This is a genomic window from Mesorhizobium sp. USDA 4132, assembly GCF_056279545.1.
This window is the reverse complement of record NZ_JBWCCP010000001.1, coordinates 133,172-147,543: the sequence shown is the minus strand read 5'-3', so window position 1 is coordinate 147,543 and position 14,372 is coordinate 133,172. Positions and strand designations below refer to the sequence as shown.

The 14,372-nt window shown below is 63.5% G+C and carries 15 protein-coding genes; 6 read left to right on the top strand and 9 right to left on the bottom strand.

Annotated elements, in window-relative coordinates:
- Positions 1-2: 2 nt before the first annotated feature.
- Both ACZ9IU_RS00680 and nagA read left to right on the top strand, forming a co-directional pair.
- A complete protein-coding gene (locus ACZ9IU_RS00680) occupies positions 3-1,034 on the top strand; it encodes an SIS domain-containing protein (protein WP_038547781.1) in 1,032 nt (343 codons plus the stop codon).
- Complete coding sequence (gene nagA, locus ACZ9IU_RS00675; protein WP_038547778.1) at positions 1,031-2,191, top strand: N-acetylglucosamine-6-phosphate deacetylase; 1,161 nt, start codon at positions 1,031-1,033, stop codon at positions 2,189-2,191. The genes ACZ9IU_RS00680 and nagA overlap by 4 nt, the downstream gene beginning before the upstream one ends.
- Before the next feature lie 181 nt (positions 2,192-2,372).
- Here nagA and ACZ9IU_RS00670 read toward each other — a convergent pair whose 3' ends face one another.
- The 3 genes from ACZ9IU_RS00670 to ACZ9IU_RS00660 all read right to left on the bottom strand — a co-directional run bounded on the left by ACZ9IU_RS00670 (position 2,373) and on the right by ACZ9IU_RS00660 (position 5,040).
- Positions 2,373-3,785 (bottom strand): sensor histidine kinase, encoded by a 1,413-nt coding sequence (locus ACZ9IU_RS00670; RefSeq protein ID WP_051899929.1) that lies wholly within the window; start codon positions 3,783-3,785, stop codon positions 2,373-2,375.
- Positions 3,782-4,459 carry a response regulator transcription factor gene (locus tag ACZ9IU_RS00665; RefSeq protein ID WP_037080098.1) on the bottom strand — a complete coding sequence of 226 codons (678 nt, stop codon included), beginning with the start codon at positions 4,457-4,459 and terminating at the stop codon, positions 3,782-3,784. Before ACZ9IU_RS00665 ends, ACZ9IU_RS00670 begins: the two co-directional genes overlap by 4 nt.
- A 71-nt stretch (positions 4,460-4,530) precedes the next feature.
- Positions 4,531-5,040 carry a DUF1993 domain-containing protein gene (locus ACZ9IU_RS00660; protein WP_038547774.1) on the bottom strand — a complete coding sequence of 170 codons (510 nt, stop codon included), beginning with the start codon at positions 5,038-5,040 and terminating at the stop codon, positions 4,531-4,533.
- 182 nt (positions 5,041-5,222) lie between these two features.
- On the opposite strand from ACZ9IU_RS00660, the gene ACZ9IU_RS00655 reads away from it, so the two are divergent.
- From ACZ9IU_RS00655 to ACZ9IU_RS00640, 4 genes are all read left to right on the top strand, one after another.
- A complete protein-coding gene (locus ACZ9IU_RS00655; RefSeq protein WP_038547771.1) occupies positions 5,223-6,293 on the top strand; it encodes an ABC transporter substrate-binding protein in 1,071 nt (356 codons plus the stop codon).
- Between the two features lie 238 nt (positions 6,294-6,531).
- Positions 6,532-7,476, top strand: a complete 945-nt coding sequence (locus ACZ9IU_RS00650; protein WP_038547769.1) for a Bug family tripartite tricarboxylate transporter substrate binding protein — start codon at positions 6,532-6,534, stop codon at positions 7,474-7,476.
- A complete protein-coding gene (locus ACZ9IU_RS00645) occupies positions 7,473-7,967 on the top strand; it encodes a tripartite tricarboxylate transporter TctB family protein (protein ID WP_038547767.1) in 495 nt (164 codons plus the stop codon). The genes ACZ9IU_RS00650 and ACZ9IU_RS00645 overlap by 4 nt, the downstream gene beginning before the upstream one ends.
- A 22-nt stretch (positions 7,968-7,989) precedes the next feature.
- Entirely contained in the window at positions 7,990-9,507 is a 1,518-nt protein-coding gene (locus tag ACZ9IU_RS00640; RefSeq protein WP_038547764.1) for a tripartite tricarboxylate transporter permease, read from the top strand.
- Between the two features lie 48 nt (positions 9,508-9,555).
- On the opposite strand, the gene ACZ9IU_RS00635 is transcribed toward ACZ9IU_RS00640, so the two are convergent.
- The 6 genes from ACZ9IU_RS00635 to ACZ9IU_RS00610 are packed head-to-tail and all read right to left on the bottom strand — an operon-like array spanning position 9,556 to position 14,370.
- Positions 9,556-10,485: a glutaminase gene (locus tag ACZ9IU_RS00635; protein WP_038547762.1), complete on the bottom strand. Its 930-nt coding sequence runs from the start codon at positions 10,483-10,485 to the stop codon at positions 9,556-9,558.
- A 39-nt stretch (positions 10,486-10,524) separates the two neighbouring features.
- Positions 10,525-11,037 (bottom strand): MarR family winged helix-turn-helix transcriptional regulator, encoded by a 513-nt coding sequence (locus ACZ9IU_RS00630; RefSeq protein ID WP_038547761.1) that lies wholly within the window; start codon positions 11,035-11,037, stop codon positions 10,525-10,527.
- A 2-nt stretch (positions 11,038-11,039) separates the two neighbouring features.
- A complete protein-coding gene (locus tag ACZ9IU_RS00625; protein ID WP_080719248.1) occupies positions 11,040-11,723 on the bottom strand; it encodes an ABC transporter ATP-binding protein in 684 nt (227 codons plus the stop codon).
- Positions 11,723-12,472, bottom strand: a complete 750-nt coding sequence (locus ACZ9IU_RS00620) for an ABC transporter ATP-binding protein (protein WP_038547756.1) — start codon at positions 12,470-12,472, stop codon at positions 11,723-11,725. The genes ACZ9IU_RS00625 and ACZ9IU_RS00620 overlap by 1 nt, the downstream gene beginning before the upstream one ends.
- Complete coding sequence (locus ACZ9IU_RS00615; protein ID WP_080719247.1) at positions 12,465-13,454, bottom strand: branched-chain amino acid ABC transporter permease; 990 nt, start codon at positions 13,452-13,454, stop codon at positions 12,465-12,467. The genes ACZ9IU_RS00620 and ACZ9IU_RS00615 overlap by 8 nt, the downstream gene beginning before the upstream one ends.
- Positions 13,447-14,370, bottom strand: a complete 924-nt coding sequence (locus ACZ9IU_RS00610; protein WP_038547753.1) for a branched-chain amino acid ABC transporter permease — start codon at positions 14,368-14,370, stop codon at positions 13,447-13,449. Before ACZ9IU_RS00610 ends, ACZ9IU_RS00615 begins: the two co-directional genes overlap by 8 nt.
- Positions 14,371-14,372: the final 2 nt, after the last annotated feature.

The window sequence follows — 14,372 nt, the reverse complement described above, 5'->3', positions numbered from 1 at the left end:
TTATGCTGACCAATATGACCAATATGCGCAAAGAGATCGACGAAATACCGGAAGCGGCCGCGCGCCTGCTCGACGGCTCGGCGGCCGAGCTTGCCGCTGCCGGCCGGGCGCTGCGCGAAAAGGACCCTGCCTTCCTGATCACCATTGCACGCGGCTCCTCCGACCATGCGGCAACCTTCATCAAATACGCCGTCGAACTCACCGCCGGCCGACCGGTCGCCTCGCTCGGGCCATCGCTCGCCTCGATCTACGGCGCCAAGCTGAAGCTCGACGGCGGTGCGGCGATCGCCATTTCCCAGTCCGGCAAGAGCCCGGATATCGTCGCGATGACTGAAGCCGCGGCCAAGGCCGGCGCCGTCACCGTGGCGCTCACCAATACGCTCCCCTCACCGATCGCAAGCGCTTCGGCTCACGCGATCAATATCAATGCAGGGCCGGAACTCGCTGTTGCCGCGACGAAGTCCTTCGTCAACTCGATCGTTGCCGGCCTTGCGCTGCTGTCGGAATGGGTCGGCGACGAGGCGCTGAAGGCAGCCATTCGCAACCTGCCGGAACATTTCGAAAAGGCCGTCAAGCTCGACTGGAGCGCGCTCGCCAACGAGCTCGGCGATACGGAATCGCTCTACATGCTCGGCCGCGGCCCGGCACTGGCGATCGCCAGCGAGGCGGCGTTGAAGTTCAAGGAAACCTCCAACATGCATGCGGAAGCCTATTCGGCGGCCGAAGTGCTGCACGGGCCGGTCGCGTTGGTCGAAAAGCGTTTTCCGGTCGTTACCTTCGCGGCACGCGATGCCGCGGAAGGCTCCGCCGTCGAGATCGCTGACAGCCTTTCGGCCAAGGGTGCGCTCGTTTTCGCCACATCCGATAAGGTCAAGAATACCCGCAGGCTGCCCTTCGTCGCGACCGGCCATCCGATCACCGACGCGCTGACGCTCATCTTGCCTTTCTACGGTTTCGTCGAAGCCTGGTCGCGCGCCAAGGGCTTCAATCCGGATGCGCCTGTCGCACTCAAGAAGGTGACAGAGACGCTATGAGCACGCGAAAGGCGATTACTGGCGCCCGTATTTTCGACGGCACCTTCTGGCATGAGGATGCTGCGCTCGTTTTTGCGAATGGCAGGATCGAGGCGATCGACTCCACCGCCAAACTGCCGGAAGGCATTGAGAAGATCGACGCCGGAGGCGGGCTGATCGTGCCCGGCTTCATCGACCTGCAGGTGAACGGCGGGGGCGGTGTGCTGCTGAATGAGGAGCCGACGGTCGACGGTCTCAGGCAGATCTGCGCCGCGCATGCGAAATTCGGCACCACCGCCCTGTTGCCGACGTTGATCACCGACACCTATGAGATCACGTCGAGGACCGTTGAAGCCGGCAAGCAGGCGAAGGCGGAAGGCATACCGGGTTTCCTCGGCCTGCATCTCGAAGGTCCGCATCTTTCGATCGCGCGCAAGGGTGCGCATGACCCGAACCTGATCCGGCCGATGCAGGAGACGGACATCGAACTGATGCTCTCCTGCAAAGGGGTGTTCGATGCGATGATGATCACCGTGGCGCCGGAGAATGTCTCGGTGGAACAGGCGGCACGGCTGGCGGAGGCCGGCTTCATGGTGAGCCTCGGCCATACCGACACGACCTATGAGACCGCCAAGGCCTATGCGGAGGCCGGCGTTCGTACCGTCACCCATCTCTTCAATGCCATGAGCCCCCTCAGCCACCGCCAGCCGGGCGTCGTCGGCGCCGCACTCGATATCGGCTCGCTCTATGTCGGGATCATCGCCGACGGCATCCATGTGCATCCGGCGGCAATGGGCGTCGCGCTGCGGGCCAAGAACGGACCGGGCAAAATCTTCATCGTCACCGACGCGATGTCGACCATCGGCACCGATATGAAGAGTTTTACGCTGAACGGCCGCGAGATCCTGCGCCAGGACGGACGCCTGACGCTCGCCGACGGCACGCTCGCCGGCGCCGACATCGACATGATCTCATCGGTCCGGTTTGCGCATGAGGCGCTCGACCTGCCGGTCGAGGAGGCGTTGCGCATGGCATCCACCTATCCGGCGGAAGCCGCTTACCTTGCCGACCGCAAGGGGGCGCTGAAGCCCGGCTTCGATGCGGATTTTGTGTTGTTGACTGATGACCTTGGAATGAAGAGCACCTGGATCAGTGGAGTGAAGGTGCATCAGGAATAGGTACGCGGGTTCTTCCGGCCTTCAAGCCCCTCATCCCCCTGCCGGGACCTTCTCCCCGCACGCGGGGCGAAGGAGGCTGGATCTCCGACAGTGCCACAAACCTCTTCTCCCCGTCCAAACGGGGAGAAGGTCCCGGCAGGGGGATGAGGGGCAATTGCCTCGCGCTGACGCCGCGCAAAGATTAGCCGGCTATAGGAAACCGTATCTGCACCTTCAGACCCCTGCCCTTGCGGCCGTCCGCAAGGGTCATCTCCGCCCCGTGCAGGCGGGCGATCTCCTCGACGATCGGCAGGCCGAGGCCGGTGCCCAGTTTATCGGAACGGTCACCGCGATCAAAGCGCTTGAGCACGGAAGCTCGTTTCTCCGGCGGAATGCCAGGGCCGTCGTCTTCCACTTCGAGAACCACAATGCCGTTTTCCGGCGTGACACGGACGGTCACCTCGGCACCGTTTCCGGCATAAAGAAGCGCATTGCCGATCAGGTTCTTCATCAGTTCGCCGATCAGCAGCGGCTCGGCAGAGATCATGATTTCCCCCTCCCCCTCGAAACCAAGATCGATACCGGCATCGGCGCCAAGCGGCACATTGTCGGCCGTCGCCCCGCGCGCTAACGCGGTCAGGTCGACTCGCTGCATCGAGGCCGATCGCGTGGCCGCATCGATCTTCGCCATCAGGAGAAGCTGGGCAATAATGCGCTCGGCATCCGCGACTGCCTCGTCCGCCTTGCGGGCAGCCTCCTTCACCTCGCCAAGTTCCGTGGCGCGGTCGGCGAGCGCCAGCTGGGTGCGGATGATGGCGAGCGGCGTGCGCAGCTGATGGCTGGCATTGCCGGTGAAATGACGTAATGCCTCAAGCGCGCTTTCCAGCCGCACCATGAAGGAATTGACCGTGTCGACAAGTCCCTGCACCTCGTTCGGCACCCGCTCGCTGATCGGGTGAAGATCATCCGGGCTGCGTTCGGCGATCGCTTCGCTGAATCGATACAGCGGCCGGAGCGACAGCGTCACCGCCACCCAGACAATAATCGCGGCGCCGACGATCATGAACAGCAGGCGCAGCGCCGAGCGGATCAGGATCGTCTGGGTCAGTTGCTGACGGGCGATGGTGGTTTCCGCGACTGTCACTGTAAAGGGCACGGAATTGATGCCGGTCGAGGCGGAGCGGGCGAGTGCCGCCACGCGGATTGGCTCGCCGCGGAACGTGGCATTCTCGAAGGCGGCCGCCTGACCTTCCCGGCGCGGGATCGACGGCAGCGTCTGGTAGCCGGTGATGAATTTTCCGGGCGGCCCGTCGACGCGGTAGAAGACGCGGTCCTGGGCCGCCGAGGTCAGCATTTCCAGGGCCACATAGGGAATGTCGACTTCCAGCGTGCCGTCTTCGGCGACGATGACCCGCTCGGCGATCGCCAGCGCGGAACCGGCGAGCACCCGGTCGGACACTTCGTTCGCCGTATCGATCGCTTCGTCCCAGGTGTCGGCCATGGCGATCGTGCCAATCACCGCCGTCGAGGCGAGAAGCCAGGCGAGCAGCCGGCGGCGCAGGGAATAGGCGGCGATCGGCGGGATGGGCTGGGCGCCGTGAGAGCCGGATGTCATGCGGTCGGCGCCGTGGTTTCGAGATAATACCCGATGCCGCGAGCGGTCTTCACTGTGAGCCCGTGCGGGGCGAGACGCCGGCGCAGGCGGCTTACATATTGCTCGATGGCATTGGCGGACAGATCGTCGTCGAAGCCGGTCAGCGATGCCATGATCGCGTCTTTGGAGACCACCTTGCCGGCGCGCAGGAAAAGCAGTTCCAGAAGCGCCACCTCGCGTGCGGGGAGGTCGAGGGTCACACCCTGGCTCGAAAAGGTTCGCGAATTCAAGTCGAAGGTGACGCCGCCGTAGTTGACGATCGAGCTTCTGAGGCCCGCCTGGCGACGCAGCAGCACGCGGATGCGCGCCTCGAATTCCGAAATGTCGAAAGGCTTGATCATATAGTCGTCGGCGCCGAGATCGAGCCCCTTCACTCGCTCCTCGGGCGTGCCGCGGGCGGTCAGGATCATCACGGCGGCCTTGTTCGCCCTGGCCCGCATGGCGCGCAACACGTCGAGCCCGTCCATTTCCGGCAGGTTCAGATCGAGGATGACGAGGTCATAGGTTTCAGCAGCGGCGACTGCTTCCGCCGAAGCGCCGTCGGCAACCGCATCGACGGCATAACCGCTGCCGCGCAGGATCGTCGACAGCCCCTCGGCCAGCGCCTGATTGTCCTCGACCAGAAGAATACGCACGAAATCTCCCCGCTTCCGCAGACGATTATAAACGCGGAAGCGGCGATGTCACTGAGGGCCTGACGACCTTGTTACTGCGAACGGCCGATATAATCCATCTTGCCGATCGGAACGCCCTTGTGGCGCAGGATGGCGTAGGCCGTGGTGACGTGGAAATAGAAATTCGGCAGTGCAAAGCCGAGGACGTAGCTCTTGCCGGTGAACTTCGTTTCGCCGCTGCGGGTCTTGACGATCACCTCGGCATCCTCGCGATTGGCCATGGTGGCCGGATCGACGCTGTTGAGCAAGGCCACGGTCTTTTCGATCCGGGCATGCAGGTCGGCGAAAGTAACTTCTTCGTCGGCCATCGGGATATTCTCGATCTGCCCGACGCGGACCGGCACGAATTTCGCGGTGTCGCTGGCGCGCTGGATCTGGGAGATCAGCGGGTACATGTCATCGACCAGCCGGGTCTCCAGCAGTTCCTTGTGGGCGAGGCCCTTTTCATCGGCGAAAGCTTCGCCCTTTTTCAGGATTTCCGTGAGGTTGCCGAAAGCGCGGATGAAGACCGGCACTGTGACATCGTAGAGCGTAAGCGACATGGGGGAGACCTTTGGTTGCTGACAAGACGCCGGGACTTCCGGCGCAAAAAAGACCGCCCACAGGTAATGATCTGGCATCGGAAAACAAGCTGGCGGACGGTTGCATCGAGGTCCCTGTGGCGGGAATGTTACGGAGTTCCGGTTGGCTTGTCGCGGCCGTTGCAGTGGGGCATTGTGACCATATGAAAAGGCTGCTTTTCCTACTCCTCTGTCTTGCCCTTTCGCCCAGCTTTGCAGCGGCGGACACGACGCTGTTCCGGGCGCTCTCCGGGCGGGACGATGCGCCCATGCTGACTGTCTATTCGTCGCTCGACGAGCCGCTCGCCAAGCCGATGATAGCCGGCTTCCAGACGGCCAATCCGGATGTCGCGGTGCGCTACGAGGATATGCTGACGGGCGAGATCTACGACCGCATCGTGGGCGAAACCGATGCCGGCAACAAGACGGCCGACTTTGCCTTCTCGTCGGCCATGGACCTGCAGGTGAAGCTTGCCAATGACGGCTACGCCCAGCGTAGCGACCTGCCGATGAGCGGGCAATGGCCGGGCTGGGCCAACTGGCGTAATACGGCCTACGCGCTGACTTTCGAACCGGCCGTGTTCGTTTATCACAAGCCGAGTTTTAAGGATTCCCCACCGCCCTCGACCCGGGCGGAACTGGTCGAATTCCTGCAGAAGCGGGGCGATGCCGTCTACGGTCGGATCGGCACCTATGACATCGAGCGCTCCGGCGTCGGTTTCCTGTTCATGGCGCGCGACCAGGAACAGTTCGGCGATATCTGGTCGGTGATCCGGGCGATGGGCGCTGCGGGTGTGAAACTCTACTCGACCAGCCAGGCGATCCTGGAGCGCGTCGCCGACGGGCGGTTCCTGCTCGGCTACAACATTCTCGGTTCCTATGCCGCCGACTGGGCTTCCCGTCATCCGGATGTCGGGATCGTGCTGCCGAAGGATTACACGGTGGTGATGTCGCGTATCGGCCTTGTGCCGCAGGCCGCCGCCGCGCCGGATCTCGGCAAACGTTACCTCGAATTCTTCATGTCGAAGGAAGGCCAGACAATCATGGCCCGTGAACTGCAGATCCCGGCCGTCAGCCCGGAAGTCGCCGGCAACAACACCGCGACGACGCTACGGGAGATGTTGGGCGGGCAATTGAAACCGGTTCCGGTCAGCCTCGGGCTGATGGTTTATCTCGACCAGGTGAAGCGAGCACGGCTGATTTCCCGCTGGAACGAAGTCCTTCGGCTGCAATAGCCACAAAATTCGGCGGCTGCGGGCCGAAACCCCTTGCCAAATCGCAAGTCCGCGAAAGATGTCAGGTAGATGTCAGCTTGATATGCTGGCTTAGGGCATTCGGCCCCCGTGGAGGCGGGGACCCGATTCACGATGGGAGGACATCGGACGAGCGATTCTCGCTTTCCGCTTCAATCTCCCTCGTTCTGCCAAAACAAGCATTTCGCGTCGGATCAAGACGCCAACGGAGGATCGACCCTTGAAACATTTCTTGCTTGCTTCCCTTCTCGCGGGCGCAATCGCACTTCCGGCCGCCGCGGCCGACTATTCGATCATGGCACCTGCTGCCCCCGGCGGCGGCTGGGACCAGACCGCCCGGACCATGCAGACGGCTTTGCAGACTGAGAAGATCTCCAGCAAGGTGCAGGTCATGAACGTTCCCGGCGCCGGCGGCACGATCGGCATCGCCCAGTTCGCCAGCCAGCAGAAGGGCAATCCGAACGCCCTGATGGTTGGCGGTTACGTCATGGTCGGTGCGATCCTCACCAACAAGTCCCCGGTCACCCTGAAGGACGTTACCCCGATCGCCCGCCTGACCGGCGAATACGAAGTCATCGTCGTTCCGGCTGCTTCCGACATCAAGTCGATTGCCGATCTGACCGCCAAGCTGAAGGCAAATCCGGGTTCGGTTTCCTGGGGCGGCGGTTCGGCCGGCGGTACGGACCACATCACGGCCGGTTTGATCGCCAAGGCTGCCGGCGTCGATCCGACGAAGGTCAACTACATCGCGTTTTCCGGCGGCGGTGAAGCACTCGCCGCCATCCTCGGTGGCCAGGTCACGGCCGGTATCTCGTCCTACGGCGAGTTCGAAGGCCAGATCAAGGCCGGCACGCTTCGCCTCCTCGCCATCTCCTCCGAAAAGAAGGTCGAAGGCATCAATGCCCCGACACTGAAGGAAGGCGGTCTTGACGTCGTGATCCAGAACTGGCGCATGGTCGCCGCCGCTCCGGGCCTGACCCCCGAGCAGAAGAAGGCAGTGACCGCCGACGTCGAAAAGCTCGCCAAGTCCAAGACCTGGCAGGACAACCTGAAGACCAAGGGCTGGATCGACACCTATCTCTCCGGCCCGGAATTCGAAGCCCAGCTCGCCAAGGACATTGCTGCCACTGAAACCATCCTGAAGGACATCGGACTGGTCAAATGAGCCTCGACAACAACAAAACGACCACCGAGCAGCGCCGCCCCGATTGGGCGGCGCTTGTTATTGCCGCCATCCTCGTCGCTGTCGCTGTCGTCATCTTTCTCGACGTCTCGCGGCTGAGGGATATGGGCGGCTATAGCCAGGTTGGCCCGGCCACAGTTCCGGACTGGATCGCCTTTGCGCTGATCGGACTTGCCGTCTGGACCGTCTTCGCCGCCTTTCGCCGCGATTTCCCGGCGCGGGAAAAACAGGAGCTTGGACCTGTCGCGTGGGTGGTCGCCGGCCTGCTGGCGCAGATGATCCTCATCCGGATCGCCGGGTTCTCGATCGCCACGGGCACGCTCTTCGGCCTTGCGGCGGCAGGTTTCGGCGCCCGCAGGCTGTGGATCAGCATTCCGGTCGGCATCGTCATCTGTCTCGCCATCTGGTGGCTGTTTGCCGGCGTTCTGCAACTTTCGCTTCCGGCAGGCCCGCTGGAACACCTGATCCAGTGATGCGACCCTTGAGAGCAAGATCATGACCACATTCGAATTTCTTCTCCAGGGGCTCGTATCGGCAATGGAGCCGATGAACCTCTTTTACGCGCTGATCGGCGTGACGCTCGGCACCGCGGTGGGCGTACTCCCCGGCATCGGTCCGGCAACGACGGTCGCCCTGCTTCTGCCGGTCACCTACCAGCTCGATGCAACCGGCTCGCTGATCATGTTTGCCGGCATCTATTACGGCGGCATGTATGGCGGCTCGACGACGTCGATTCTCTTGAACACGCCGGGTGAAAGCGCCTCGATCGTCACCGCGCTCGAAGGCAACAAGATGGCTCGGGCGGGACGTGGCGGCCCGGCTCTTGCGACGGCGGCGATCGGATCGTTCGTCGCCGGCCTGATCGCCACCCTGGCGCTTGCCTTCATCGCCCCCTATATCGTCAAGCTGGCGCTGGTCTTCGGTCCGCGCGAATATTTTGCGCTGATGGTTCTGGCCTTCGTCACCGTCTCCTCAGCCTTCGGCAATTCGACGCTGCGGGGCCTCACCTCGCTGTTCATCGGACTTGCCCTGTCGCTCGTCGGCATCGACCAGCTGACCGGCCAGAACAGGCTTTCCTTCGGCGTGCCGGACCTGCTCGACGGCATCGAGGTGACCACGATGGCAGTCGCCATGTTCGCGATCGGCGAGACACTCTATATCGCCGCCCAGGGCGCATCCGCACCGGACAGGATCGAGGCGATCAAGGGCTCGGTCTGGATGACGTCGCAGGACTGGGCGCGTTCCTGGAAAGCCTGGCTGCGAGGCACCGTGATCGGCTTCCCGATCGGCGCGATGCCGGCCGGAGGTGCCGAGATCGGCACCTTCCTCTCCTATGCGACCGAAAAGCGGCTTTCCAAGCACCCGGAAGAATTCGGCCATGGCGCGATCGAAGGCGTCGCCGGTCCGGAAGCGGCCAACAATGCGTCCGCCGCCGGCACGCTGGTGCCGCTCCTAACCCTCGGGCTGCCGACCTCGGCGACCGCGGCCATCATGCTCGCAGGCTTCCAGCAATACGGACTGCAGCCCGGCCCGCTGCTGTTTGTGACCAACCCGCAGCTCGTCTGGGGTCTGATCGCCTCGCTGCTGATCGCCAACCTGATGCTGCTCGTCCTCAACCTGCCGCTGGTCGGCCTGTGGGTGAAGCTGCTGACCATTCCGAAGCCGTGGCTCTATGCGGGCATCCTCGTATTCGCCACCCTCGGCACGATCGGCGCCAACCCATCGGTGTTCGAACTCGGCATGCTGCTGGTCTTCGGGCTCGTCGCCTACATCATGCGCGTCTTCGATTATCCGATTGCGCCGGTCATCGTCGGCCTCATTCTCGGGCCGCTTGCCGAACAGCAGCTCCGACGTGCCCTCGCCATCAGCCAGGGTGACGTGACGGTGCTGGTCACCTCGCCGATCGCCGCCGTGCTGCTGGGCGTGGCAGCACTTGCCCTCATCCTGCCGCTCGTCCTGCGCGCACGGGGACGCGGCGATGCTCTTTCGCAGATGGCAGCCAGCGAAGACTGATCATAACGCTGCCAGCAGACTGAAAGCCCGGCTCCGGCCGGGCTTTTTTTATTGGCCGAACACCGACCAGCCGGTTCGGGTGGCCAGCATTTCCAGCGCCAGCGAACCAAGCAGCGAATTGCCGTTGTGATTGAGGCCCGGCGACCAGACGGCGACGGAGGCCTTTCCCGGTGCTACCGCCATGATGCCACCGCCGACCCCGCTCTTGCCGGGCAGGCCGACACGGTAGGCGAAATCGCCCGATCCATCGTAATGGCCGCAGGTCAGCATCAGTGCATTGATGCGCCTTGCCCGCTGCTTCGAGACTACCGTGTGCCCGGTCAGCGGATTGCGGCCCGATGCGGCGAGGAAAAGGGCCGACTTGGCAAGCTGGGTACAGGTCATCGCCAGCGCGCAGTGGTGGAAATAAACGCCGAGGACATGCTCGACCGGATGATCGAGCTTGCCGAAGGAGCGCATGAAATTGGCGAGCGCGAAATTACGGAAACCCGTCGCCTGCTCCGACTTCGCCACTTCCGGATCGATGGCAATCGAATCGTCATCTGCCAGGTAACGCACGAAACGGACGATCTCGCCGATCGCCTCGCGCGGCGTGTGTCCGGCAAGGACGAGATCGCTGACAGCGATGGCGCCGGCATTGATGAACGGATTGCGCGGCTTGCCTTCCTCGTGCTCGAGCTGGACGATCGAGTTGAAGGCGGAGCCGGACGGTTCGCGGCCGACGCGGTTCCAGGTGGTCTCGCCATGCTTGCCGAGCGCCAGCGTCAGCGTGAAGACCTTCGAGACGCTCTGGATCGAGAAGGGTTCGTCGCAATCGCCGGCCTTGAAGACCTGGCCGTCGACATCGATGATCGCCATCCCGAACTTCTTCGGGTCGACATGGGCGAGCTGCGGGATATAGTCGGCCACCTTACCTTCACCCAGACGCGGCGTCAGCTTCGCATGGATCTCATCGACGATCGCCTGCAGGTCTGCCATTTCTTAACCCCGAATTGTTGCGCCCGGAGACGAGCCTTACTATTCGAAGGCGCTGCCGGAAAGGTGGTTGCTGGCAGAAGCTTTCACCGCGCCGATCTCCGACCACAGTGATGCGATCATCGCCGGGTCGACATCGGCCATGATGTCACGCAGCCAGCCTTCGTGAGCGGCCGCCATGGCGACAAAAAGCTCGGTACCGGCGGGCGTCAGCTTGGCGACGGTGACGCGACGGTCTCCATCCGGCGTGACCCGTTGCACGAAACCGTCCGTCTCCAACCGCTCCACCAGCCCGGTCACATTGCCGTTCGTCACCATGGTGCGCTTGGAAAGCTCGCCGAGCCTCAAGCCATCCGCTTCGCGATAGAGCTGCGCCATCAGATCGAACTGGGGAAGCGTTGCACCAAACTCAGTGCGGAGCCGGCGGCGGATTTCCGTGGTGATCAGCTTGGTGGTGGAAAGCATGCGCAGCCACAGCCGCGTCTCAGGCTTGTTCTTCCCATGCGGGCCATGGCCGATCAGTTCCAGGTCGGCGCTTGCCGCTTCCGCTTCCATGCCTATACCCCGAGATATCGATCCTGCAGTTCCGTCGTCAGGTCCGCGGGCCTGCCGCTCCAGGCGCTTCTTCCGTTTTCCAGGATGACACAGCGGTCCGCAACCGGCAAAAGCTCCGAAAGCGTCTTATCCACCACGAGGATCGACAAACCTTCGGCTTTCAGCCGCCTGATCGCCTTCCAGATGTCCTGGCGAATGACCGGGGCAAGGCCTTCGGTCGCCTCGTCGAGAATGAGAAGGCGCGGATTGGTCATCAGCGCACGGCCGATCGCCAGCATCTGCTGCTCGCCGCCTGAGAGCGATCTCGCCATCTGCGCATGCCGCTCCTCAAGCCGCGGAAAGAGTTCGTTGACGCGTTCCAGCGTCCATGGGCCGGGCCGCGCGGCAGCGACAAGGTTTTCATGGACCGTGAGGTTCGGGAAGCAGCGGCGGCCTTCCGGCACGAGGCCGATGCCGAGCTTGGCGACATGATGCGGCCGCTTGCCCTTCGTATCCGTGCCGCCGATCTTCACCGCACCGGCACGTGGCGGATTGAGGTTGCAGATGGCACGGATCGTCGTCGTCTTGCCCATGCCGTTACGGCCCATCAGCGCGACGGCCTCGCCTTCGGCGACTGCGAGGTCAACGCCGAACAATGCTTGGCTGGCGCCATAAAATGCTTCGATCTTTGTTACATCGAGCAGCATCAGGCGTGGTCTCCGAGATAGGCGGTGCGCACCGTAGGATCGCGGCGGATCTCCTCCACCGTGCCGGTCGCAATGATGCGGCCGTAGACGAGCACCGAAATCCGGTCGGCGAGTGCGAAAACCGCATCCATGTCGTGCTCGACCAGCAGGATCGGCGCTTCCTGCCGCAGCGTATCGAGGAAGCGGGTCAGCGATTTGGAACCTTCCGGCCCCATGCCGGCCATCGGCTCGTCGAGCAGGAAGGCTTTCGAGCCCAGCGCCAGCGCCATGGCGATTTCGAGCTGCCGGCGCTCGCCATGGGAAAGCTCGGCGGCGGGAATGCGGGCGCGGGCCGTGAGCCCGACGCGTTCCAGCATCGCCATTGCCGTGTCGATCAGCGACCTGTCGCGCATGACGGGTTTGAAAAAACGGAAGCTCGAGCCCTGCTTTGCCTGGACGGCCAGCATGACATTGCGCAGGCCCGAAAAATCCGGCGCGATCGATGAGACCTGGAAGGTGCGGCCAAGCCCGAGGCGGGCGCGTTCGGCAACCCCAAATGAACCGATATCCTGCCCGGCAAAACGGATCGAGCCGCTATCCTGCCGGAGCGTGCCGCAGATCTGGTGGATGAGCGTCGACTTGCCGGCGCCGTTCGGGCCGATCAGGGCGTGAATTTCGCCGGGACGCAGGTCGAGCGTCACGCCATCTGTGGCCCGGAGCGCGCCGAAATTCTTGACGAGATTAGAGATCTGGAGAACCGGCTCAACCATGTTTGGCCTTTCCGGCAAGCAGGCCCAGAAGACCGCCGCGCGCAAACAGTACGACGACAAGGAGGATGAGGCCGAGGAAGAACTGCCAGCGCTCGGTGAGGCCGCCGAGCGCAAATTCGAAGATCACGTAGAGTGCAGCACCCGCGAGCGGCCCGAACAGGCGGCCGGTGCCACCGAGGATGATCAGCACGATCAGTTCGCCCGACATGTGCCAGGAGAGCATGGACGGGCTGACGAAGCGGTTGAGATCGGCAAACAGGGCGCCGGCAAGGCCAGTGACCGCCGCCGAGATCGCAAAGCCGGTCAGCCGGATGCGGTAGGGCTGGATGCCGACGGTCGCGACACGCACCTCGTTCTGCCGCGCCGCCTGCAGCGCCGTGCCGAAACGCGAGGCGCGAATCAGCGCGAAGAGGCTGAGCGCCAGCAGCAGGACAACGTAGCAGATCAGGAAGAAGGTCAGCGGCCGCATGGTGTTGACGCCCGGAAACTGGTTCCTGACGAGGATCGACAGGCCGTCCTCGCCGCCATAGGCGGGCCAGGAGATCGCGAAATAATAGACCATCTGCGCGAATGCGAGCGTGATCATGATGAAATAGACGCCCGAGGTGCGAAGGCTGATCGCGCCGATCGCCAGGCCGACGAGTCCCGAGACGATCACGGCAACGATCCAGATCACCCACATCTGCTTCGAGCCGGAAAGGCCGAACAGCAGCGGATCGCCGGAAAAGGCATGAGCCGCGAGGATGCCGGCGACATAGCCGCCAATTCCGAAGAAGGCCGCGTGGCCGAACGAGACGAGACCGCCGAGGCCGAGCGCCAGATTGAGGCCGGTCGCGGCCAGCGCGAGGATGGCGATACGGGTCGCAAGCGTGACGTAGAACGGCTGGCCCAATGCGTTCGCTGCAAAGGGCACGGCAAGCAGCAGGGCGGCCAGAATAAGGTTGATGAGGTTTTCGCGGGTCACCATCATGATCTCACGCATGCGCCGCGGGGAAGAGGCCGCGCGGTTTGACCGCAAGAATGACCGCCATGACGATATAGATCAGCATCGAGGCCGCAGCGCCGCCGATCATGCCGGCCTGCGCCGGGGCGACGAACAGCGCCAGGATCTTCGGCAACAGAAAACGCCCCATCGTATCGGTAACCCCGACCAGCAGCGCACCGAGAAGCGCGCCCTTGATCGAGCCGATGCCGCCGATGACGATGACCACGAAGGCGAGGATCAGCACGGGTTCGCCCATGCCGACCTGCACCGACTGCAGCGCGCCGACCATGGCGCCGGCAAGGCCCGCCAAGGCCGCGCCGAGCGCGAAGACGACGGTATAGAGCGTGCGGATATCGACACCTAAAGCACCGATCATCTCGCGGTCGCTTTCGCCGGCGCGGATGCGCATGCCGAGGCGGGTCCGGGAGATCAGCAGATAAAGCCCGAACGCGACGATCGCGCCGGCGAGGATGATCGCCAGACGGTAGACCGGATATCCCGTGCCGCCCGGCAGCGCGACGGCGCCCTGCAGAAGCGGTGGGATATCGAGATAGAGCGGGAAGGAGCCGAACAGCCAGCGCGTGCCTTCCGAAAACATCAGGATCAGCGCGAAGGTGGCAAGCACCTGGTCGAGATGGTCGCGGTCGTAGAGCCTACGGATCACCACGAGTTCGACGATCGCCCCGGCGGCGGCGGCCGCGACGAGGCTGGCGATCAATCCGATCCAGAACGAGCCGGTCCACGCCGCTACGGTGGCGCAGGCAAATGCGCCGACCATGTATAGCGAGCCGTGAGCGAGGTTGATCAGGCCCATGACGCCGAAGATCAGCGTCAGCCCGGCAGCCATGAGAAACAACATGACGCCGAGCTGCAGGCCGTTGAGCAACTGCTCGAGAGCAAGTGCCAAAGTCACAG

Excerpts from the sequence above, each read along its gene's own strand:
- ACZ9IU_RS00660 (WP_038547774.1), bottom strand. The coding sequence starts at position 5,040 with ATGTCGCTTACGCTCTACGATGTCACAGTGCCGGTCTTCATCCGCGCT.
- ACZ9IU_RS00655 (WP_038547771.1), top strand. The coding sequence starts at position 5,223 with ATGAAAAGGCTGCTTTTCCTACTCCTCTGTCTTGCCCTTTCGCCCAGC.
- ACZ9IU_RS00635 (WP_038547762.1), bottom strand. The coding sequence starts at position 10,485 with ATGGCAGACCTGCAGGCGATCGTCGATGAGATCCATGCGAAGCTGACG.
- ACZ9IU_RS00645 (WP_038547767.1), top strand. The coding sequence starts at position 7,473 with ATGAGCCTCGACAACAACAAAACGACCACCGAGCAGCGCCGCCCCGAT.
- ACZ9IU_RS00630 (WP_038547761.1), bottom strand. The coding sequence starts at position 11,037 with ATGGAAGCGGAAGCGGCAAGCGCCGACCTGGAACTGATCGGCCATGGC.
- nagA (WP_038547778.1), top strand. The coding sequence starts at position 1,031 with ATGAGCACGCGAAAGGCGATTACTGGCGCCCGTATTTTCGACGGCACC.
- ACZ9IU_RS00640 (WP_038547764.1), top strand. The coding sequence starts at position 7,990 with ATGACCACATTCGAATTTCTTCTCCAGGGGCTCGTATCGGCAATGGAG.
- ACZ9IU_RS00625 (WP_080719248.1), bottom strand. The coding sequence starts at position 11,723 with ATGCTGCTCGATGTAACAAAGATCGAAGCATTTTATGGCGCCAGCCAA.
- ACZ9IU_RS00670 (WP_051899929.1), bottom strand. The coding sequence starts at position 3,785 with ATGACATCCGGCTCTCACGGCGCCCAGCCCATCCCGCCGATCGCCGCC.
- ACZ9IU_RS00680 (WP_038547781.1), top strand. The coding sequence starts at position 3 with ATGCTGACCAATATGACCAATATGCGCAAAGAGATCGACGAAATACCG.
- ACZ9IU_RS00620 (WP_038547756.1), bottom strand. The coding sequence starts at position 12,472 with ATGGTTGAGCCGGTTCTCCAGATCTCTAATCTCGTCAAGAATTTCGGC.
- ACZ9IU_RS00615 (WP_080719247.1), bottom strand. The coding sequence starts at position 13,454 with ATGCGTGAGATCATGATGGTGACCCGCGAAAACCTCATCAACCTTATT.